We start from the raw sequence: 20,689 nt of genomic DNA on the forward strand, positions 1-20,689 counted from the left end.
CTCGTCCTCCCCCTTCATAGACACCACCTAAACCGTAACGATGGTGTCGGATAAACGCAACCAGTCAAACCCTTATGACGGTGTCGCACCTTGGTAGAGTGCCGAGTGGACGAGCAGGAGGGGTGATGGCGGACGCTCACATCGACGGAGACCCCGCGCTGCTGCTGAGAGACTTCGTCAACACGTTCGACACCGAGTCCGCGGCCGACGACATCGCGACGCCCGGCGCGCTCGCCGGCTGGCTCGCCGAACGCGGCCTCGTCCCCGAGGGCACCCGGGCGGACGAGCATGACCTGCGCACGGCCGTCGCGCTCCGGGAGGGCCTCCGCGAAGCCATGTCCGCCCACCACGGACCGCGGGAGGCCGGCTTCCCCGACGCCCTGGAGGACGCCCTGGCCGCCCTCCCGCTGCGGGTCACGCTCACCGGCCCGCGTCCCGCGCTCGTCCCGCTCGACCCGCCCGGGACGGCCGCCGGCCTCGCCCGCCTCGCCGCCGCGATCATGGAGTCGGTCGCCGCCGGGACCTGGCCCCGGCTGAAGGTCTGCCAGGAGGACACCTGCCGCTGGGCGTTCCTCGACACCTCCAAGAACCGCTCCCGCGCCTGGTGCTCGATGAGCGTCTGCGGAAACCGCACCAAGACCCGCGCCTACCGCGCTCGCCGTAGGCCGCGGGCTTGACCGGCCGCACGGCTCGCTAGTGTGGACGCCGGGTTTCCGTTGAGAGGACGCGTTGAGAGGGCGGAGGACGGCATGGCGGACGTGGGGGTGCGGCCCGCACGGCGGGCGGACGCGGCCGCCGTCGCCGACATCCAGGTGCGGGCGTGGCGGCACGGGTACCGCGACGTCCTGCCCGCCGGTGTCCTCGACGAGGTGACCTCCCCCGCCGCGGTGGAGACGTGGCGGGAACGCTGGGCGGACGCGGCCGCGGCGCCGCCGACCCCCCGGCACCGGCTGCTGGTCGCCGTGGCGTCCGACCTGGTCGTCGGGTTCGCCGCACACGGCCCGGCCGAGGACGCCGACCTCGACCCGGCCCGCACCGCGGAGCTGATCACACTGCTGGTCGATCCGCTGCACACCCGCGCCGGGCACGGCAGCCGGCTGCTCGCCGCGACCGCCGACCTGCTCCGCGAGGACGGCTTCACCACCCTGATCAGCTGGGTGTTCGAGGCCGACGAGGTGACCCGGACGTTCCTCGGCTCGGCCGGCTGGGCGCCCGACGGCACGGCCCGCACGCTCGACATGGGGGAACCCGTCCGGCAGATCCGGTTCCACACCGACATCAGCGCCGAAGCAGGGGCCGGTGAGGTGCACCCGTGACTCCGCAATATCTTTGAAGTCGTGCCCGAGTCCACCTCCCTGACACCGCCGCGCACCTCCGCGGCGGCACCCGCCGTCCGGCATCGCTGGCTCGGCATGGCCGTCATCAGCCTCGGCGTGTCGCTGATCGTCGTGGACGCCACGATCGTCGGCGTGCTGCTGCCCCGGATCGTCACGGACCTGAGCCTCACCACCACCGGCGCCGAGTGGGTCACGTCGCTGTACGCGCTGGTGTTCGCGGCGCTGCTCATCCCGTTCGGCCGGGCGGGCGACCTGTTCGGGCGGCGCCGCCTGTTCGTGCTCGGCACGGCGGTGTTCGCGGCGGCGAGCCTCGCCGCCGCGCTGGCCGGGAGCGGCCCGGCGCTGATCGGTGCGCGGGCGCTGCAGGGCGCCGGCGCCTCGATGATCATGCCGGCCACGCTGTCCACGCTGAACACGATGTTCACCGGGCGGGACCGGGCCGTCGCGTTCGGCATCTGGGGCTCGATGATCAGCGGTATGGCCGCGCTCGGCCCCCTCATCGGCGGGGCCGTCGCCACCGGCGGCGGCTGGCGCTGGGCGTTCGGGATCAACCTGCCGCTCGGCGCCGCGCTCGTCGCCGGGGCGCTGTGGCTGCTGCCCGAGACACGGCAGCCGAGCGCCGGGAGCGCACGGCGCGAGATCGACTGGACGGGCGGGCTGCTGTCCGCACTCGGGCTCGGCGCGCTCGTGTTCGGGATCATCGAGGGCCAGACCTACGGCTGGTGGACCGTGACCCGCCCGCTCTCGCCGGCCGGGTTCCACTGGCCGGAGACGGCGCCGTCGCCGGTCCCGGTCGTCCTCGTGCTCGGGGTCCTGCTGATCGGGGCGCTGGTCCTGGTGGAGCGGTCCCGGGCGGCGGCCGGGCGTCCGGTGATGCTCGACCTGGAACTGTTCCGCATCCCGAACTTCCGCCGCGGCAACCTGGCCTCGGCCCTCATCAACGTCGGCGAACTGGGGCTGCTGTTCGTCCTGCCGCTGTTCCTGCTCGGCGTGCACGGCACGAATCCGCTGCAGATCAGCCTCGCGATCCTGCCGCTCGCCATCGGCGCGTTCCTGTCCGGCGGGTACGCGGGCAGGCTCGCGAACAAGCGCGGCGCGCACCGGGTCGTGCAGCTCGGCATGGTGCTGGAGGTCGGCGCCGTCATCGCGCTGGGCCTCACGGTGTCGGCCACGACCGGCGGGTTCGGGCTCGCGCCGTGGATGCTGCTGTACGGGCTGGGCCTCGGCCTGACCTCGGCCCAGCTGACGAACGTGTCGCTGGCGGACGTCCCGCCGGCGCAGTCGGGGCAGGCGTCCGGAACCCAGTCGACGGCCCGGCAGATCGGCGCGGCGCTCGGCATCGCCGCGATCGGGACGGTGTTCGCGACGAGCCTCGGGCACGCGATGACCGACCGGCTGGCGGGCTCCGCGCTGCCCCCCGAACGGCAGGCCGCCATGGCGCACGACCTGCGGGAGAGCGCCGGAACGTACGGGCGCGACCTGCACGAGAACCCCGCGCTGGCCGCCGCGGCGCACGCCGCCGACGAGAGCCTCGCGATCGCGACCCGGAACGCGGCGCTCACCACCGCGGCGATCCTCGCGCTCGGGCTCGGGGTGTCACTGCGGCTGCGCCCGAGCGGTGATCTTCATCGGGAAGAATCAGAGAAGTAGTCCCCCTGTCGTCCCACGAGAACAAGCGGTAACTGTGGCCACGCTCTCCCAATGGGTCGCCGGATCCCGGCCCCGCACCCTGCCCGCGTCCCTCGTTCCCGTCGTCGTCGGCACCGGCGTCGCCGTCGGCGAGGGCGAACCCGTCTGGTGGCGCGCCGCCCTCGCCGCGTTCGTCGCCCTCGCCCTGCAGATCGGGGTGAACTACTCCAACGACTACAGCGACGGCATCCGCGGTACCGACGAGGAACGCGTCGGCCCGCTCCGGCTCGTCGGATCGAAGACCGCGCCGCCCAGGCAGGTCCTCGCCGCCGCGCTCGGCTGCTTCCTCGCCGCGGCGGTGGCCGGGCTGGCGCTCGCCGCCGTGACGACCTGGTGGCTGCTGCTCGTCGGCGCGTTCGCGATCCTCGCGGCCTGGTTCTACACGGGCGGCAGGACGCCGTACGGCTACCGGGCGCTGGGCGAGGTGGCGGTGTTCGTCTTCTTCGGTCTCGTCGCCGTCGTCGGGACGGTGTACGTCCAGGTCGAGGGGCTGCCGTGGGAGGCGTGGGCGGCGGCGGTGCCGATCGGGCTGCTCGCCTGCGCGCTGCTCGTCGCGAACAACCTGCGCGACATCCCGACCGACCGGGAGGCGGGCAAGCGGACCCTCGCCGTCATGCTCGGCGGTCCCTGGACCCGGATCCTGTACGCGGCCTGCACGGCCCTGCCGTTCATGTTCGCCCTGGCCTTGGCGGCACCGCACCCGTGGGTGCTGATCGCGCTGCTCGCGGCGCCGCTGTCGCTGCCGCCGACGCAGAAGGTGCTGAACGGCGCGACCGGCCCCGCCCTGATCCCCGTGCTGGGCGAGACCGGCCGGCTCCAGATCGCCTACGGCGTGCTGCTGGCGATCGGCCTGGCCGTCTGACGCTCGGCGAGCAGGACGGCACCGGTGACGCCCATGAGAAGCCCTGCCAGCAGCCCGCCGAGAGCCGTCAGGTTGGCCGTGACGGTGGAGTCGTCCCCCAGGAAGCCCGGCTGCGCGAGCGTCACGAGGAGCCCGTAGAGCGACCAGGCGAACGTGGTGGCGGCGCCGACCCAGGCAACGGCCAGCGGCGCTATGAACCGGTCCGGACGGCCATGGCGCTGGACGATCACCAGGAGGGCGGCGGCACCGGCGAGCGCCAGCCCTCCCCAGATGCCGTCACTCAGTTGCTGGGCCACATTCCTATGGTCGAGTTCCGCTTCGCGGAGCCCTGCCGTCCCGCCCAACGCCCAGTAGAGGTGCACGGCCGCGAAGGCGACCGCGAACACGCTCGCCGTGCGCGCCAGCAGCGCCTGCAGCGAGTGGGTGGCGCCTTCAGGGACGTCCTTGGTGCGGACGGTGAAAACGTCCGCCCAGCGGCTCCGTGCGTACAGGACGAAGGCCGTGAGCAGGCCGAGGCCCTGCAGGGAGAAGCCCGTGTAGACGACGCCGTACACCCAGCCTTGGATCGGCTGATCGCCGGTGGTCAGCGGCTCCGAGGACAAGAGCGTCTGCAGGAGCACGCCGAGCGGAACGGAGAGGACGATCGGGGTGAGCAGCCCGACGGCGATCCAGATCGGCGTCAGCACCAGCCACGCCGGAATCCGCAGCCCCCACCGGAACGTGAACGCCAGCACGATCACCACGGCCAGCGCGTCCATGCCCATCGTGATCGCGTTGGCGACGTAGAGCGCCGAGTCCCGCGCGGAGGCCGTATCGTTCCATCCGACCGTGCTGCCGGACAGCCAGGCGATCTTGATGGTGAGGTAGGGAACGCACGCGGCGACCGTCGCCGCGCAGACGGCCAGGCGCAGGCGGCCGGGACCGCCGCACGCGGCGTGCGTCCGGCCGGGGAACTGAACTGAAGCGGTCATGCCCCCGACGATGCCCGCAACCGCCTGGCCCGAGCCTCCCGCCGCCGGGGGAATCCACGGCCGCCCCCTCCCCCGGGAGAGGGAGACTAGCCCCAGTTGATCTCGGGAAGCCCGGCGTCGACGAGAGCCTTGTTGACGGCGCTGAACGGGCGCGTCCCGAAGAACTTCTTGGCGCTGAGCGGGCTCGGATGCGCCGATTCGATCACGGTGTGCTGCGGGCCCGTGATCAGCCTCGCCTTCTTGCGGGCGTAGGCGCCCCAGAGCACGAACACGACACGCTCGCTCTTGTCGTTCAGCGCGCGGATCGCGGCGTCGGTGAAGTCCTCCCAGCCCTTGCCGGCGTGCGATCCGGCCTCGCCGGCGCGCACGGTCAGCACCGCGTTCAGCAGCAGGACCCCCTGGTCGGCCCAGCGGGTGAGATCACCGGACTGCGGAACCGGAACGCCGAGGTCGGTGGCCAGCTCCTTGTAGATGTTGCGCAGCGACGGCGGCAGCCGCACGCCGTCGCGGACGCTGAAGCTGAGCCCGTGCGCCTGGCCCGCACCGTGGTAGGGGTCCTGGCCGAGGATCAGCACGCGGGTGCCGTCGAACGGGCAGTGCCGGAACGCGTTGAACAGGTCCTCGCGCGGCGGGTAGACGGCCTGCGCGGCGTACTCCCCCGCGACGAACGCGCCCAGCGCGGCGGTGGCGATCGGGTCGAGCAGCGGATCGAGCCGCTCCCGCCAGTCGCCGGGCAGCAGTTCCATCAGGTCGAGGGACATCGTCGGGCCTCCGAGGACGTGATCTTCAGTTGCCGGAAACACTAGTGCGCACCACTGACACACCACGCTGAATCACCGGCACGAAAGGGTCCCGACCCTAGGATGAGGCCATATGCCCGTTTTCCCCGGCCGCCGGCGTCTCCGCGCCTCCACGCTGCTCACCGTACTCGTCCTGCCCGGCGTCCTCACGGGCTGCGGCGGCTCGCCGGGGCCGGCGACGCTGACCGTCCTGGCCACCTCGTCCCTGACCGAGGTCTTCGGTGAGATGGGCACGGCCTACCACCAGGAGCATCCGGGCGTGAAGCTGCGCTTCGTGTTCGGCGATTCCCCGGAGATGGTCGACCGGCTGTCCGACCACACCCCGGGCGACGTCCTCGTGACGGCGGACAGGGCGAGCATGGACGACGCGGCCGAGTACCTGACCGGACGCCGCTCGATCGTCACGCACGACTCACTCACGATCGCGGTCGGGCCCGGCAACCCCCGGCGCATCCGGAGCCTGTACGACCTGACCCGGCCGGGCCTGCGCGTGGCCGTCGGCGCCGGAACGGTCCCGGTGGGCCGCTACACGCGGCAGGTGTTCGCGAAGGCCGGGCTGTCCGTCCGGTGGAACTCGGAGGAGATCGGCGCCCGCGCCGTCCTGGACAGGATCCGCTCCGGCGAGGCCGACGCGGGCATCGTCTACATCACCGACCTGCGCTCGGCGGGGGTGGCGGCGAGCAGCGTCCCCATCCCGGCGGACCTCAACGTCACCGCGGCCTTCCCCGCCGCCACCGTCCGCGACTCCGAACACGAGGCCGAGGCGGACGCCTTCGTGTCCTGGCTGCTCGCCCCCGCCGCGCAGAAGCTCTTCCACAAGTACGGCTTTCCGAGCCCGGCCCCGCCCAGCTGACCCGGTTCCCGGTGAGGACCACTGGTTCCGGATCTCTGCGTCCTCGACGAGAAGACCGCCATCAGGGGACGGCGTGCCCAGCTCAGGAAGGCACTCCCCGAGCACCTCGAACTCGCGCTGGAGGTGACTTCGCCGAGTACCGCCCTTGAGGATCGCCGCCCGGGCCCGCGGCGCACCAACCCGAGCAAGTGGAACGGGTACGCGCGGGTCCGTCAGAGCAGGGCGGGCAGGGCGGCGGGCTCGGACATGGCCTTGAGCCCTTCGAGGACGAAGCCGGGCGGCGCCGCGTAGATCGTCGGGTGGACCGGGTCGCCGGGGTGGGCGAGGCGGTCCTCGGACGCGGAGAACCGCACGTCGATCCCCGGCTTGTTGCCACGCGGGTCGAGCAGCACCCACCGGTCGTCCACCAGGGCGGCGGTGAGGCCGTGCAGGATGCCGGACGACTGCTGGTAGCACAGACCCGCCTGGATGCCGCCCGCGCGCAGCAGCGCCACATAGGCGTGTGACTTGGCGTAGCAGAGCCCAGTGCGCTGGTCCAGGACGTCGGAGGCACGCCAGGGGACGCGTGGGTCGGCGGCGTCCATCGAGTGCGTGACCCGGTCGCGGACGTGGTCGAAGGCCGCGTGGGCGTAGGCGATGTCGTCACCGGTCCGCAACTCCGAGGCGATCGACTGGACGAGCGGATGCTCGATGTCGATCGCCTCGGACGCGGCGAGGTAGTCCCAGGGCTCGGCGGCGAAGTCCATCACAGGCCGAGGAGCGCCTCGATGCCGATGGTGAGGCGGTCGAGTTCGGGGACCCTGCGGACGGCGAGCAGCACACCGGGCATGAACGACTCGCGGTTCATCGAGTCGTGCCGGATGGTGAACAGCTCGCCGTGCCCGCCGAGGACGACCTCCTGGTGGGCGATGGCGCCGGACATGCGGACGGCGTGCACGCGCACCCCGTCCACGTCCGCGCCGCGGGCGCCGGCGACCTCGGAGGTGGTGGCGTCCGGCGACGGGGACACGCCGGCCTCGGCGCGTGCGGCGGCGATCAGCTCGGCGGTGCGGTAGGCGGTGCCGGACGGGGCGTCGACCTTGTTCGGATGGTGCGTCTCGACGATCTCCACGGACTCGAAGAACGGGGCCGCCTGCTGCGCGAAGTGCATCATCAGCACCGCGCCGATCCCGAAGTTCGGGGCGATGAGGACGTTCCCGGACGAGTCATCGGTCAGCCAGGAGCGGACCGTGTCGAGGCGGGACGGGTCGAACCCGGTGGTGCCGACGACGGCGTGCAGGCCGCGCTCGACGCACCATTTCAGGTTGTCCATGACGACGGCGGGGTTGGTGAAGTCGACGATGACCTCGGCGGCGGTGAGCGCGTCGAGCGCGTCCCCATGGTCGACGGCCGCGACGAGTTCCATGCCGTCGGCCTCTTGCACGGCTCGGCACACCTCGGCCCCCATGCGGCCCCGCGCGCCCAGCACCCCGACCTTTGTCACGTGTTCCTCCCGGTTGGCTCCCTGCCCGAGCCTATCGTCAGAAGCGCTTGCCCAGCTCGCGCGCTTCGGCGTGTGCGGCGCGGCGTCCGCTCTCGGCGTCGCCCGTGGCGAGGTTCGGGCGGAACTCGACGCTGCTGAGATCGGTGATCCCGGTCCAGCGCAGCCAGCCGACCAGGAACGGGGCCTGGTGGTCGGAGCCGAACTCCGGCGGGCGCCCCGTCCCGTAGACGGCGCTGGTGTAGACGACGGCCGCCTTCTTGCCGCGCAGCAGGCCGGTGTAGCCCTTCTCCGTGTCGAAGCCGAACACCCAGCCGGGCTGCGAGACCACGTCGATGAACTGCTTGAGGACGTACGGGACGCTGGAATTCCACATGGGCACGCTGAACAGGTACCGGTCATAGGAGTCGAAGCGCTCGAAGACGGCGCGGGCGGCCCGCCAGGCGGTCGCCTGCTCACCGGACGGGTCCTCTCCCGCGAACACGGTCATCTTGGCGCCGGCTCCGGCCGGCCCGAACACCGGAAGCGTGCCGTCCCACAGGTCGAAGTGGTCGACGACGTCGCCGTGGACCTCGCGGTAGGCGTCCGTGAACGTTCCGGCGATCGCCAGCGACTCGGACGCGGCACCGCGGGGCGAGGCGGAGATGTGCAGCAGACGAGACATGAGGGTCCCTTCAACGAAGGCATACGGACCATGGTCCGATTACCCTTCGGAAGATAGCGGACTATAGTCCGCTTAACAACCCGCCCCCGTTCACGGCCACCGACGACGTTCAGGCGGTGAAGTCCCGGTCCCCCACCGGGCCGATGACGGTGAGTGCCTGGGGCCCGGCGAGGAGCTCACGGGCGATGGCCCGGACGTCGTCGAGGGTGACGGCCTCGATGCGGGCCAGTACCTCCTCCACCGGCAGCAGCGACTCGTACACCAGCTCGCTCTTGCCGATGCGGCTCATGCGGGAACCGGTGTCCTCCAGGCCGAGGACCATGGCACCGCGCAGCTGCCCCTTGCCTCGGTCCAGCTCCTCATCGGTGAGGCACTCATCGGCGGCCTTGGCGAGCTCGTCCCGGCAGATCGACAGGACCTCCTCGGCCTTGGCGGGCTGGCAGCCCGCGTAGACGCCGAAGATGCCCGAGTCGGCGTACTGGGCGGTGTAGCTGTACACCGAGTACGCCAGCCCGCGCTTCTCCCGGATCTCCTGGAACAGGCGGGACGACATGCCGCCGCCGAGCGCCGCGTTCAGCACGCCGAGCGCGAACCGGCGGTCATCGGTGCGGGACACACCGGCGCCGCCGAGGATGATGTGCGCCTGCTCGGTGTCCTTGTCGATCACCACGCTGCGCGGGTCGAGCGGCGCGGGCGTCCCGTCCAGGCGCGGCGCGGCGGGCGCGGCGTCCCCGGTCAGGTGGCCCTCGAACGCGCGCGACACCAGCCGGACGACCTCGTCGTGGTCGATGTTGCCCGCCACCGACACCACCAGCTTGGACGGGACGTAGTGCTCCCGGTAGTACCCGTGGATCCGGTCGCGGGACAGGGCGTTGATCGACTCCTCGGTACCGAGGATGGGACGGCCGAGCGGGGTGTCGCCGTACAGGGCGGTGGCGAACTCGTCGTGGATCAGGTCGCCGGGGTCGTCGTCGCGCATGTGGATCTCTTCGAGGATCACGCCGCGCTCGGCCTCGACGTCCTCGGGGCGGTTGACCGACTCGGCGACCATGTCGGAGACGACGTCCACGGCGAGGGGCAGGTCGGCGTCCAGGACCCGCGCGTAGTAGCAGGTGTACTCCTTGGCGGTGAACGCGTTGAGGTCGCCGCCGACCGCGTCGATCGCCGCGGAGAGCTCCAGCGCCGACCGCCGCCGGGTGCCCTTGAACAGCACGTGCTCCAGGTAGTGGCTGGCGCCGGCGTCGGCGGGCGCCTCGTCGCGGGAGCCGACCGCCGACCAGATGCCGAACGCGGCGGACCGCACGGTCGGCATCGTCTCGGTGATGACGCGCAGCCCGCCGGGCAGGACGGTGCGGCGCACCGCGCCGGCGCCGTCGGCATGGATCGTGGTGGTGGTGCCGGGCTCCTGCGCCCGCGCCGGCAGGGTCACGTATCGCTCACATTCCGTCGTTGGAAAGCGGCCGGCCGGCCATCCCACAGCCCCCAGCGCAGCCGTCCCTTCTCAGGACGGCTGCGCTGGAGGTTCTGCTGCGGACCGGCCGGCCGGTCAAAGCCGGGATCAGGAGTTGCGCTGGCCGGCGTCGTCGCCGCCGCGGCGGGTGCGGCGGCGGCGCGGGCCGCGCCCACCGTCGTCGCGGCGCTCCCGGCGCTCGCCGGAGTCGTCGCCCGCCGACGCCTCGGCGCCGGCGTCCTCATCGCCCTTCTCGGCCCTCTCGGCGGCCTCGCGCTCGATGACCTCGACCGGCACCAGCGACAGCTTGCCGCGCTGGTCGATCTCGGTGACCTCCACCTGGACCTTCTCGCCGACGCCCATCACGTCCTCGACGTTCTCGATCCGGGCGCCGCCGTGCAGCTTGCGGATCTGCGAGACGTGCAGCAGGCCGTCCTTGCCGGGCAGCAGCGACACGAACGCGCCGAACGTGGTGGTCTTGACGACGGTGCCGAGGAACCGCTCGCCGACCTCCGGCATGTGCGGGTTCGCGATCGAGTTGATCGCCTGCCGGGCGGCCTCGGCGGACGGGCCGTCGGTGGCGCCGACGTAGATGGTGCCGTCGTCCTCGATCGTGATGTCGGCGCCGGTGTCGTCCTGGATCGAGTTGATCATCTTGCCCTTGGGGCCGATGACCTCGCCGATCTTGTCGACCGGGACCTTGATCGTGATGATCCGCGGCGCGTTCGGGCTCATCTCGGCGGGCGCCTCGATGGCCTCCTGCATCACGTCCAGGATCGCCAGGCGGGCACCCTTGGCCTGCTTCAGCGCGGCGGCCAGCACCGACGCGGGGATGCCGTCGAGCTTGGTGTCGAGCTGCAGCGCGGTGATCAGGTCACGGGTGCCGGCGACCTTGAAGTCCATGTCGCCGAACGCGTCCTCGGCACCGAGGATGTCGGTCAGCGTGACGTACTCGCCGCCCTCGTTGATCAGGCCCATCGCGATGCCCGCCACCATCTGCTTGAGCGGGACGCCCGCGTCCAGCAGCGACATGGTGGACGCGCAGACCGAGCCCATCGAGGTGGAGCCGTTGGAGCCGAGCGCCTCCGACACCTGCCGGATCGCGTACGGGAACTCCTCACGGCTCGGCAGCACCGGGATCAGGGCGCGCTCGGCGAGCGCGCCGTGCCCGATCTCGCGGCGCTTGGGCGAGCCGACCCGGCCGGTCTCACCGGTGGAGTACGGCGGGAAGTTGTAGTTGTGCATGTAGCGCTTGGTGCGCTCGGGGTTGAGCGTGTCGATCGTCTGCTCCATGCGGAGCATGTTCAGCGTCGTCACGCCGAGGATCTGGGTCTCACCGCGCTCGAACAGCGCCGAGCCGTGCACCCGCGGGACGACGTGCGCCTCGGCGGTCAGCTGGCGGATGTCCTTCGGGCCGCGGCCGTCGATGCGCAGCCCGTCGCGGGTGACCCGCTCGCGGACCAGCTTCTTGGTGACGGCACGGTAGGCGGCGGAGATCTCCTTCTCGCGCCCCTCGAACCGCTCGGCGAGCTTCTCGGCGGTGGCCGCCTTGATCGCGTCGAGCCGGGTCTCGCGCTCCTGCTTGCCGGCGATGGTCAGCGCCTGCGCCAGCTCGTCGCCGACGGCCTCGGTGACGGCGGCGAGCACGTCGTCCTGGTAGTCCAGGAAGATCGGGTACTCGGCGGTCTCCTTGGCGGCGACGGCCGCGAGGTCGCTCTGCGCCTTGCACAGGACCTTGATGAACGGCTTGGCGGCCTCAAGGCCCTCGGCGACGGTCTCCTCCGTCGGGGCGGTCGCGCCCTCGCCGACGAGCTTGAGGGTGTCGCGGGTGGACTCCGCCTCCACCATCATGATCGCGACGTCGCCGTCCGGCAGGACGCGCCCGGCGACGACCATGTCGAAGGTGGCGCGCTCCAGCTCGGGGTGGGTGGGGAAGCCGACCCACTGGCCCTCGATCAGCGCGACGCGGACGCCGCCGATCGGACCGGAGAACGGCAGGCCCGCCAGCTGCGTGGACATCGAGGCGGCGTTGATCGCCACGACGTCGTACAGGTGGTCGGGGTGCAGCGCCATGATCGTCTCGACGACCTGAATCTCGTTGCGCAGGCCCTTGGTGAACGACGGGCGCAGCGGCCGGTCGATCAGCCGGCAGGTGAGGATCGCGTCCTCGGAGGGACGGCCCTCGCGGCGGAAGAACGAGCCGGGGATGCGCCCGGCCGCGTACATCCGCTCCTCGACGTCCACGGTCAGCGGGAAGAAGTCCAGGTTCTCCTTGGGCTTCTTGGACGCGGTGGTCGCCGACAGCACCATCGTCTCGTCATCGAGGTAGGCGACGGCGGAGCCGGCCGCCTGCCGGGCCAGCCGGCCGGTCTCGAAGCGGATGGTGCGGGTGCCGAACGTGCCGTTGTCGATCACGGCTTCGGTGCTCTGCGCACCGTCGATGCGCACGGCTTCTGTCACGGGAAACCTCCTCAAGGGTTCCATGTCGGTCCTCGCGGCCGTTTCCCGCCGGCTTGTCACGCTGCCGGTCTTCGATCGAAGCACCCGGATCGAGATCGCCGCCGATGCGGCGCAACGGATCCGGAAGCCACTACCGAGGACCGGCCCGCACCAGCGGTGTCCGCGAGGCTTGTCTGCAGTTGTGCGGCCGGGGCCGGGCGGGCCCTCCGGCCGCGGGGGGCCACAAAGGAAGGGAGTGGCCCCACGGGCCACTCCCTTACCGTCTAGCGGCGCAGGCCGAGACGCTCGATCAGCTGCCGGTAACGGTTGATGTCCTTGTTGGCGAGGTACTTCAGGAGCCGGCGACGACGGCCGACCAGCAGCAGGAGGCCCCGGCGGCTGTGGTGGTCGTGCTTGTGCTCCTTGAGGTGCTCGGTCAGATCGTTGATGCGGCGTGTCAGCAGCGCGACCTGGACCTCCGGCGATCCGGTGTCACCCTCAGTGGTCGCGTATTCGGCGATGATCTGGTTCTTCGTGGCGGTGTCGAGCGACACGTGGCTCCTTCGATGGGATCGTCACCCGCAGATCCGGACCCGGAGGGCGCACGGTCCGCATGGTGCGTTTAAGAGAGTGGCGGGCCGCATGAGGGTGCAGCCAGCCGCGCCGGGGCCCTTCCCGGCGACTCTTCACCGTACCATGCCGGAAACGCCGTCCGTCACGAAGCGAAAGCCTCTGTTGTCGCAGGGTACGCACCACACCGGGGTGGTCTGCGGGGACGGCTCACCGGGGCCGGCCGGAGGTGACCTCCCGAGCCCGCGCGACATCCCGGTGCATCTCCTCGATCAGCGCCTCGATCGAGTCGAACTTCAGCGTGTCGCGGATGCGGGCGGCGAAGTCGACGCCCATGTGCTCGCCGTACAGGTCGAGGTCGTCACGGTCCAGTGCGTACGCCTCGACGGTCCGCTCCCCCGCGCCCTCGAACGTCGGGTTCGTGCCGATGGAGATCGCGGCGGGCCAGCGGAAGTCCGGGTAGCGGTCGGAGTCGCAGACCAGCCAGCCCGCGTAGACGCCGTCGGCCGGGATCGCGGTGTGCGGCAGCGTCTCCAGGTTCGCGGTGGGGAACCCGAGCGCGCGGCCCCGCTGGTGGCCGCGCACGACGACGCCCTCGACGCGGTGCGGGCGGCCGAGCGCCCGCGCCGCCGCCTCGACCTCGCCGGCGTCGAGCCGTCCCCGGATGTAGGTGGACGAGATGGTGTCGCCGTTGGCCACGAGCGGCATCCCCTCGGCGGTGAAGTCGTACTTCTCGCCGAGCTCCCGCAGCAGTGCGACATCGCCCTTGGCCTTGTGCCCGAACCGGAAATCCTCGCCGACGATGACGTGCGCCGCGTGGAGCCGGTCGACCAGGACCGACTGGACGAACTCGTCCGGCGGCATCTTGGACAGCTCAAGGTCGAACGGCACGACCACGACCGCGTCCGTGCCGAGGCCCTCCAGCAGTTCGATGCGGCGCCTGGTGGTGGCGAGCAGCGGCGGATGGCTGCCCGGCCGGACGACCTCGTCGGGGTGCGGGTCGAACGTGATGACCACCGAGCGCAGGCCGCGGCGGCGGGCCTCCTCCGCCGCCGCGCCGACGATCCGCTGATGGCCGCGGTGCACGCCGTCGAACACCCCGATGGTGATCACCGAACGGCCCCAGTCCGCGGGGACCTCGTCGAGGCCATTCCAACGCCGCACCTTTGTCTCCCTGCGTAGGACGTGCCTGCCGGCCTTCTCCTGCGTCCTTAAGACTGCCATGCGCCGGCCGCGCCGGTCGCACCCAGGGGGTACCCGTCACCCGGGCCGGTAGACGACCAGCGATACCGCGATGTACTGCAGGATGTAGGCGGCGAGGGTGCAGGCGTGGAACACCTCGTGGAAACCGAACCAGTGCGGGAACGGGTCGGGGCGGCGCAGCCCGTACACGACGCCGCCGACGCTGTAGCAGATGCCGCCGGTCGCGACCAGCACGCAGGCGGCCACGCCGGCGCCGGCCAGGAACTGTGGCAGGAAGAACACCGCGACCCAGCCCAGCACGATGTAGAGGGTCACGTAGAGGGCGCGGGGGGCGCCGATCCAGGTCGTCCGGAAGACGACGCCGGCGACGGCGCCCGTCCAGACGGTGAGGAGGACGGCGAGACGGACGCCGCCGTCCAGCGCCACGACGGCGAACGGCGTGTACGTCCCGGCGATGATCAGATAGATGTTGGCGTGGTCGAAGCGGCGCAGCACCTCGATCAGCCGATGCGAGCGCTGCCGATGGTACGTCCCCGAGATTCCGAACAGCATCCCCGATGTCGCCACGTACACCGCCGACGCGAGCCGCGCCTGCACGCTCGGGCCCAGCGCGACCAGCACCAGCCCGGCGATCAGCACCGCGGGGAACGCGCCGAGGTGCAGCCAGCCGCGCAGCCGGGGCCGGGTCGGGGACGCCACCGGGGGGTGGTCCTTCACAGTGGTCACGGACACCTCCTCACCAACTAACCTACGCCCACGTAGGTTACGTGAGCGTAGGTTGCCGTGCATTACTTTCGTCCGGTGATGCTCGCCACGGGCGCATCGCCCGCCCTGCCACCTGCCCTGTCGCCCGGTCAGGACGCCCCGGTCAGGACATCCGGTCAGGACATCCGGCTCAGGACACGAAGACGGCGAGCGGCTTGGCGGCCCCGCCGTGCTCCTCGACGAGGGCGAGCAGCGTCCCGTCCGGTGCGAAGACGCCGACCGGGCCCGGCCCCAGCCCCGCGGCCGGGAGCCGCCCGCCGTGCGCGACCTTGCGGGCCTCGTCGTCCGACACGTCCCGGCGCGGGAACACCGCCGCGACCGCCTCGCCCATCGGGAGGATCTCCAGCTTCTCGCCGAGCTGGTCGAGGGTCCGCGCCATCGGCAGGTCGTAAGGGCCGACGCGGGTGCGGCGCAGCGCGGTCAGATGGCCGCCGCACCCGAGGGAGGCACCGAGGTCGCGGGCGAGCGCGCGGATGTAGGTACCGGACGAACAGGAGACGGAGGCGTCCACATCGACCACGTCGCCCCGCCGCCGGACGTCCAGGACCGTGAACTCGCGCACGGTCACCGGACGTGCCGCGAGCGCGACCTCCTCCCCCTTGCGCGCCATCTTGTAGGCCCGCTCGCCGTTCACCTTGATCGCACTGACCTGCGGCGGGATCTGCTGGATCGTCCCGGTCAGCCCGGCGATGCCCGCGCGCAGCGTCTCGTCCGTGACGGACCCGGCCGAAGCCGTCGCGGTGATCTCGCCCTCGGCGTCATCGGTGTTGGTCGCCTGGCCCAGGCGGATCGTCGCGTCGTACCCCTTCTCCGTCAGCGCGAGATGGCCGAGGAGCCGGGTGGCCTTGCCGACCCCGAGGACGAGCACGCCCGTCGCCATCGGGTCGAGCGTGCCCGCGTGCCCGACCCGCCGGGTCCGGGCGATCCGCCGCATCTTCCCGACCACGTCGTGCGACGTCCAGCCGGCGGGCTTGTCCACGATGACGAGTCCCGAATTGTCCACGCGCGCTCCGCAATCTCAGTCGTCGCCGTCGCCGGGCACGCGCAGCGCCGCACGCAGCCGGTCGATGATGCAGGCGGGCTCCCCGCCCATGGTGAACGCGGCGGCGGTCCGGTGCCCGCCTCCGCCGAGGTCGACGCAGGCGCGGCCCACGTCGACCGAGCCCTTGGACCGGGTGGACACATACCACTCGCCCCGGTCGTTCTCCTTGCACACGACCGCGACCTCGGCCTCGTCCGTGCGCCTGAGCTGGTCGATGACGCCTTCGAGCTGGTCGTAGCGGACGTCGCGGGCGTCCCGGTCCGCGCGGGGGATCGTCGTCCACACCAGGCCGCGGCCGCCGGCGGCGTCGCGCTCCAGCCGGGCCCGCGCCAGCGCGCCCGCGAGCACCTGCAGGTAGCCGAACGGCGCCCGGTCCCACAGCTCGCGGCCGACCGCGTCCGGCCGGACTCCCGCGGTCAGCAGCCGCCCCGCCAGGTCGTGGACCTCGGGGGTCGTGCACGGGTACTTGAACGAACCGGTGTCGCTGGCGAGCCCCGCGTACAGGCATTGCGCGACGTCGCGGTCCAGCGGGACGCCGAGCCTGCGGATCAACTCCTCCACCAGGACCGCCGTGGCGGCGGCGGCCGGATCGACGAGCCGCACGCCGCCGAACCCGACATTGGACGCGTGGTGGTCGACGACGATCAGCGCGCCCGCCCGGTCGGAGCGTCCGGCGAGGGAGCCGAGCCGGGCCCGGCCCGCCGCGTCCAGCGAGATCATCAGCTCCGGCGCCTCCGGCAGCCGGGCGGGCTCCACCAGCATCTCCTGCCCCGGCAGGAACCGCAGGATCGCCGGCACGGTGAACGGCTCCCCGAAGGACGCCGCGCACCGTTTGCCGAGCGCCCGCAGCACCTGCGCGAGCGCCAGCATCGAGCCGAGCGCATCCCCGTCCGGGGTCACGTGGCAGACGAGGCAGACCTCCTCCGCCGCGTTGATCAGCCCGACCGCGCGGTCCCATTCGAGATCGGCGGACGTGCCCGCGTGCGCGCCGGCCCGTCCGCCACCGCCACCGCGCGGGACGGTGTCATGGCCGCCCGCGCCGTACCCGTCCGCATCGTGCAGGTGGCACTCCTCGGGCCGGCCGGCGCCCGGAGGCTCCGCGCGCACCTCCGGTCCGCTCACGATGACGGGCGCCCGGAACTGCCGTCCTCACCGTCCCCCGCCGCCTCGTGCCCCGCGGAGTCGGCGTCGTCGGCGTCGAGGTCCTCCTCGTCCGCGGCCGCCTCGCGGTAGGGGTTCGCGTCACCGGCCGGGGCCGCGCCCTGCGCGGCCCGCGCCACCTCGGCGTCCTTGGCGCGCGCCTTGGCCAGCAGGTCGTCGATGTGCGCCGCGTTCTCCATGAGGGAGTCCATGACGAAGGTGATGCTGGGCGTGTGCCGGACCCCCGTCTTGCGTCCCACCTCCGACCGGATCACGCCCTTGGCGCTCTCCAGCGCGGCGGCCGTCTCGGCGCGCTCGCCGTCCGACCCGTACACCGTGTAGTACACGGTCGCGTCGCGCAGGTCGTTGGTGATGCGGGTGTCCGTCACGGTCACGAAGCCGAGCCGCGGATCCTTGATCCGCCTCTCCAGCATCTCGGCCACGATCTGCTGGATGCGGTCGGCGAGCTTACGCGCCCGGGCTGCGTCCACCATGATCGCACTCCCTTTCTCTGGTCTGCCGACCCTCTATGGTCCAACGACGACCCGTACCCACACCTCGGGTCGTTTCCTTGCGGGGGATGACCCTCCGCACCCCGGCGACATGGACGCAACGTCGTCTTCCACCCCGCCAGAGCCCCGTTCCAGCCGTCCTTCAGTCGTCATCGTTGAAGATCCGCCGGCGGGCGGACAGCAGCTCGATCTCCGGCCGCCCGGCCACCAGGCGTTCGCACTGGTCGAGCACCTGGGTGCAGTTCGCGGCGGTACCCGAGACCACCGCCACCCCGATCTCCGCCCTGCGGTGCAGGTCGTTGTCGCCGGTCTCGGCAACGGCCACCGCCGGGAAGTGCTTGCGCACCTCCGCGATGACGGGCCGGACGACGGACCGCTTCTGCTTCAGCGAACGGACGTCCCCCAGCAGCAGGTCGAGTGTCAGCGCACCCACGTACACCTGGTCGATCACCTCGGGATCTTCAAAGATGGAACGACGGGGATCACCCGCCGTGTTCCCGGCCGCGCCCGCGGGCGGTGGGCGCGCCGGACATGACGGACGCCAGGCCAGAAGATCCGCCCGGCGTCGTGCCGCCCGATCGAACGATCACATCGGCGGCGAAACGGCCGTCCGCGGGCCCGGCCGGTGGGGGCCGGGCCCGCGGGCGTGCCGGCTGCCTCAGTCGCGGGGCTTCTCCCGCATCTCGAAGCACTCGATGACGTCGCCCAGCTTGAGGTCGTTGTACCCCACGCCGATACCGCACTCGAAGCCCTCGCGGACCTCGGTCGCGTCGTCCTTGAAGCGGCGCAGCGACGACACCGTGAGGTTGTCGGCGACCACGACGCCGTCGCGGACGAGGCGGGCCTTGGCGTTGCGCTGGATGATCCCCGAGGTGACCATCGAGCCGGAGATGTTGCCGATCCGCGGCACCTTGAAGATCTCGCGGACCTCGGCGGTGCCGAGCTGGACCTCCTCGAACTCCGGCTTGAGCATGCCCTTGAGGGCCGCCTCGATCTCCTCGATCGCCTGGTAGATGATCGAGTAGTACCGGATGTCGACGCCCTCGCGGTCGGCCAGCTCCTGCGCGTTGCGCTCCGGCCGCACGTTGAAGCCGATGATGACCGCGCCCTCGGACGCCAGCGACAGGTTGACGTCGTCCTGCGTGATCGCGCCGACACCGCGGCGGATGATCCGCAGGTTGACCTCGTCGCCCACGTCGATCTTGAGGAGCGAGTCCTCCAGCGCCTCGACGGAACCGGACACGTCGCCCTTGAGGATGAGCAGCAGCTCCTGCCGGTCGCCGCGCTCCAGGTCCTTGAACAGGTCCTCGAGCGAGCTGCTCTTGCGGCTGCGCAGCAGCTCGGCGTTGCGCTTGCGCGCCACCCGCTTGTCGGCGATCTGCCGGGCGACCCGGTCGTCGTCGACGACGAGGAAGTTGTCACCGGCGCCGGGCACGGCCGCGAGGCCGAGCACCATCACCGGACGGGACGGGCCCGCCTCCTCGACGTTCGTGCCGTTCTCGTCCAGCATCGCCCGGACACGGCCGCTGGCCACACCGCAGACGATCGAGTCGCCGACCCGGAGCGTGCCGCGCTGCACCAGCACGGTCGCCACGGCGCCCCGCCCCTTGTCCAGGTGGGCCTCGATGGCCGAGCCCTGGGCGGGCATGTCGGGGTTGGCCTTCAGGTCGAGCTCGGCGTCGGCGGTCAGGATGATCGCCTCCAGCAGCCCGTCGATGTTCGTGCCCTGCTTGGCGGACACGTCGACGAACTGCGTGTCGCCGCCGAACTCCTCGGCGACCAGGCCGTACTCGGTGAGCTGCGCCCGGACCCGGTTCGGGTCCGCGCCCTCGACGTCGATCTTGTTGACCGCGACGACGATCGGGACCCCCGCCGCGGTGGCGTGGTCGATCGCCTCGGTGGTCTGCGGCTTGACGCCGTCGTCGGCCGCGACCACCAGCACCACCAGGTCGGTGGTGTCGGCACCGCGGGCACGCATGGCGGTGAACGCCTCGTGACCCGGGGTGTCGATGAAGGTGATCTTGCGGTCCTCGCCGTCGACCTCGGTCTCGACCTGGTAGGCGCCGATGTGCTGGGTGATGCCGCCGGCCTCGCCCGCCTGCACGTTGGCGTGCCGGACAGCGTCCAGCAGCTTGGTCTTACCGTGGTCGACGTGGCCCATGACGGTGACCACCGGCGGACGCGACTGGAGGTTCTCCTCGCCGCCCTCGTCCTCGCCGTACTCGATGTCGAAGGACTCCAGCAGCGCACGGTCCTCGTCCTCGGGGCTGACGACCTGGACGTCGAAGTCCAGTTCGAGCCCGAGCGACATCAGGTCGTCGGGGTCGACCGACTGGGTCGCGGTGACCATCTTGCCGAGATGCATCATGATCGCGACGAGCGACGCCGGGTTGGCGCCGATCTTCTCGGCGAAGTCGGTCAGGGACGCGCCCTGCGGCAGCCGGATCGTCTTGCCGTTGCCGCGCGGAGCCGAGACGCCGCCGACGGCGGGCGCCTGCATGTTCTCGAACTCCTGGCGACGCGCCCGCTTCGACTTGCGTCCGCGCGCGGGGCGCCCGCCGGGACGTCCGAAGGCGCCCTGTGTGCCGCCGCGGCCACGGCCGCCGCCACCGGGACGAGGACCGCCGAAGCCGCCACCGCCGCCGCCCGGACGACCACCGGCACCCGCGCGGGGACCGCCGAAGCCGCCACCGGGACGACCGCCGCCGCCCGGACCGCGACCGCCGCCACCGGGACGGCCACCGCCGCCACCACCACCCGGACCACGGCCGCCACCACCGGGACCACCGCGCCCGGGGGCGCCGGCGGGCCGCGAGGACGGCATGTTCATCGGGCTCGGCCGCGGACCGCCCGGACGGGGCGGCATGCTGCCGGGGTTCGGACGCGGACCGCCGGCGCCCGGGGCACCGCCC

20 protein-coding genes are annotated in these 20,689 nt (G+C 72.0%); 5 read left to right on the forward strand and 15 right to left on the reverse strand.

Annotated features, from left to right (window positions below; genetic code table 11):
• Positions 1–125: 125 nt before the first annotated feature.
• From AF1_RS00510 to AF1_RS00525, 4 genes are all read left to right on the forward strand, one after another.
• The gene (locus AF1_RS00510; RefSeq protein ID WP_067792084.1) at positions 126–677 is read left to right on the forward strand and encodes a CGNR zinc finger domain-containing protein; all 552 of its coding nucleotides are present in this window, start codon (positions 126–128) and stop codon (positions 675–677) included.
• 72 nt (positions 678–749) lie between these two features.
• Positions 750–1,316 (forward strand): GNAT family N-acetyltransferase, encoded by a 567-nt coding sequence (locus tag AF1_RS00515; protein ID WP_067792088.1) that lies wholly within the window; start codon positions 750–752, stop codon positions 1,314–1,316.
• A gap of 21 nt (positions 1,317–1,337) precedes the next feature.
• Positions 1,338–2,987 (forward strand): MFS transporter, encoded by a 1,650-nt coding sequence (locus tag AF1_RS00520; RefSeq protein ID WP_242608706.1) that lies wholly within the window; start codon positions 1,338–1,340, stop codon positions 2,985–2,987.
• A gap of 34 nt (positions 2,988–3,021) precedes the next feature.
• Complete coding sequence (locus AF1_RS00525; RefSeq protein WP_067792090.1) at positions 3,022–3,888, forward strand: 1,4-dihydroxy-2-naphthoate polyprenyltransferase; 867 nt, start codon at positions 3,022–3,024, stop codon at positions 3,886–3,888.
• On the opposite strand, the gene AF1_RS00530 is transcribed toward AF1_RS00525, so the two are convergent.
• Positions 3,852–4,859, reverse strand: a complete 1,008-nt coding sequence (locus tag AF1_RS00530; RefSeq protein ID WP_067792092.1) for a DUF3995 domain-containing protein — start codon at positions 4,857–4,859, stop codon at positions 3,852–3,854. The genes AF1_RS00525 and AF1_RS00530 overlap by 37 nt on opposite strands.
• A gap of 86 nt (positions 4,860–4,945) precedes the next feature.
• Entirely contained in the window at positions 4,946–5,620 is a 675-nt protein-coding gene (locus AF1_RS00535) for a uracil-DNA glycosylase (RefSeq protein WP_067792094.1), read from the reverse strand.
• A gap of 112 nt (positions 5,621–5,732) precedes the next feature.
• Between AF1_RS00535 and modA the strand changes: the two genes are divergently transcribed.
• Positions 5,733–6,512 (forward strand): molybdate ABC transporter substrate-binding protein, encoded by a 780-nt coding sequence (modA, locus tag AF1_RS00540; RefSeq protein WP_067792097.1) that lies wholly within the window; start codon positions 5,733–5,735, stop codon positions 6,510–6,512.
• Positions 6,513–6,724: 212 nt separating this feature from the next.
• Here the strand turns inward: modA and AF1_RS00545 are convergent, their stop codons facing one another.
• The 13 genes from AF1_RS00545 to infB all read right to left on the reverse strand — a co-directional run.
• Entirely contained in the window at positions 6,725–7,258 is a 534-nt protein-coding gene (locus AF1_RS00545) for a transglutaminase-like domain-containing protein (RefSeq protein WP_067792101.1), read from the reverse strand.
• Positions 7,258–7,995: a 4-hydroxy-tetrahydrodipicolinate reductase gene (dapB, locus tag AF1_RS00550; protein WP_084262288.1), complete on the reverse strand. Its 738-nt coding sequence runs from the start codon at positions 7,993–7,995 to the stop codon at positions 7,258–7,260. Before dapB ends, AF1_RS00545 begins: the two co-directional genes overlap by 1 nt.
• 37 nt (positions 7,996–8,032) lie before the next feature.
• The gene (locus AF1_RS00555) at positions 8,033–8,656 is read right to left on the reverse strand and encodes an FMN-dependent NADH-azoreductase (protein ID WP_067792104.1); all 624 of its coding nucleotides are present in this window, start codon (positions 8,654–8,656) and stop codon (positions 8,033–8,035) included.
• Positions 8,657–8,765: 109 nt separating this feature from the next.
• A complete protein-coding gene (locus AF1_RS00560) occupies positions 8,766–10,085 on the reverse strand; it encodes a M16 family metallopeptidase (RefSeq protein ID WP_067792107.1) in 1,320 nt (439 codons plus the stop codon).
• Between the two features lie 129 nt (positions 10,086–10,214).
• Complete coding sequence (locus tag AF1_RS00565; protein ID WP_067792175.1) at positions 10,215–12,548, reverse strand: polyribonucleotide nucleotidyltransferase; 2,334 nt, start codon at positions 12,546–12,548, stop codon at positions 10,215–10,217.
• 281 nt (positions 12,549–12,829) lie between these two features.
• A complete protein-coding gene (gene rpsO / locus AF1_RS00570) occupies positions 12,830–13,099 on the reverse strand; it encodes a 30S ribosomal protein S15 (protein WP_067792110.1) in 270 nt (89 codons plus the stop codon).
• 226 nt (positions 13,100–13,325) lie between these two features.
• The gene (locus tag AF1_RS00575; protein ID WP_067792113.1) at positions 13,326–14,279 is read right to left on the reverse strand and encodes a bifunctional riboflavin kinase/FAD synthetase; all 954 of its coding nucleotides are present in this window, start codon (positions 14,277–14,279) and stop codon (positions 13,326–13,328) included.
• 96 nt (positions 14,280–14,375) lie between these two features.
• A complete protein-coding gene (gene trhA / locus AF1_RS00580; RefSeq protein ID WP_242608707.1) occupies positions 14,376–15,044 on the reverse strand; it encodes a PAQR family membrane homeostasis protein TrhA in 669 nt (222 codons plus the stop codon).
• Positions 15,045–15,213: 169 nt separating this feature from the next.
• Positions 15,214–16,086 carry a tRNA pseudouridine(55) synthase TruB gene (truB, locus tag AF1_RS00585; RefSeq protein ID WP_067792116.1) on the reverse strand — a complete coding sequence of 291 codons (873 nt, stop codon included), beginning with the start codon at positions 16,084–16,086 and terminating at the stop codon, positions 15,214–15,216.
• A gap of 15 nt (positions 16,087–16,101) precedes the next feature.
• Positions 16,102–17,247: a DHH family phosphoesterase gene (locus AF1_RS00590; protein WP_242608708.1), complete on the reverse strand. Its 1,146-nt coding sequence runs from the start codon at positions 17,245–17,247 to the stop codon at positions 16,102–16,104.
• The gene (gene rbfA / locus AF1_RS00595; protein ID WP_067792118.1) at positions 17,244–17,759 is read right to left on the reverse strand and encodes a 30S ribosome-binding factor RbfA; all 516 of its coding nucleotides are present in this window, start codon (positions 17,757–17,759) and stop codon (positions 17,244–17,246) included. Before rbfA ends, AF1_RS00590 begins: the two co-directional genes overlap by 4 nt.
• A 160-nt stretch (positions 17,760–17,919) precedes the next feature.
• Positions 17,920–18,228 carry a DUF503 domain-containing protein gene (locus AF1_RS00600; RefSeq protein WP_242608709.1) on the reverse strand — a complete coding sequence of 103 codons (309 nt, stop codon included), beginning with the start codon at positions 18,226–18,228 and terminating at the stop codon, positions 17,920–17,922.
• 207 nt (positions 18,229–18,435) lie between these two features.
• A partial coding sequence (gene infB, locus AF1_RS00605; RefSeq protein WP_067792192.1) for a translation initiation factor IF-2 occupies positions 18,436–20,689 on the reverse strand: 2,254 nt, incomplete at its 5' end.

Origin of the sequence: Actinomadura formosensis NBRC 14204, assembly GCF_001552155.1 — a bacterium.
Taxonomy (GTDB): domain Bacteria; phylum Actinomycetota; class Actinomycetes; order Streptosporangiales; family Streptosporangiaceae; genus Spirillospora; species Spirillospora formosensis.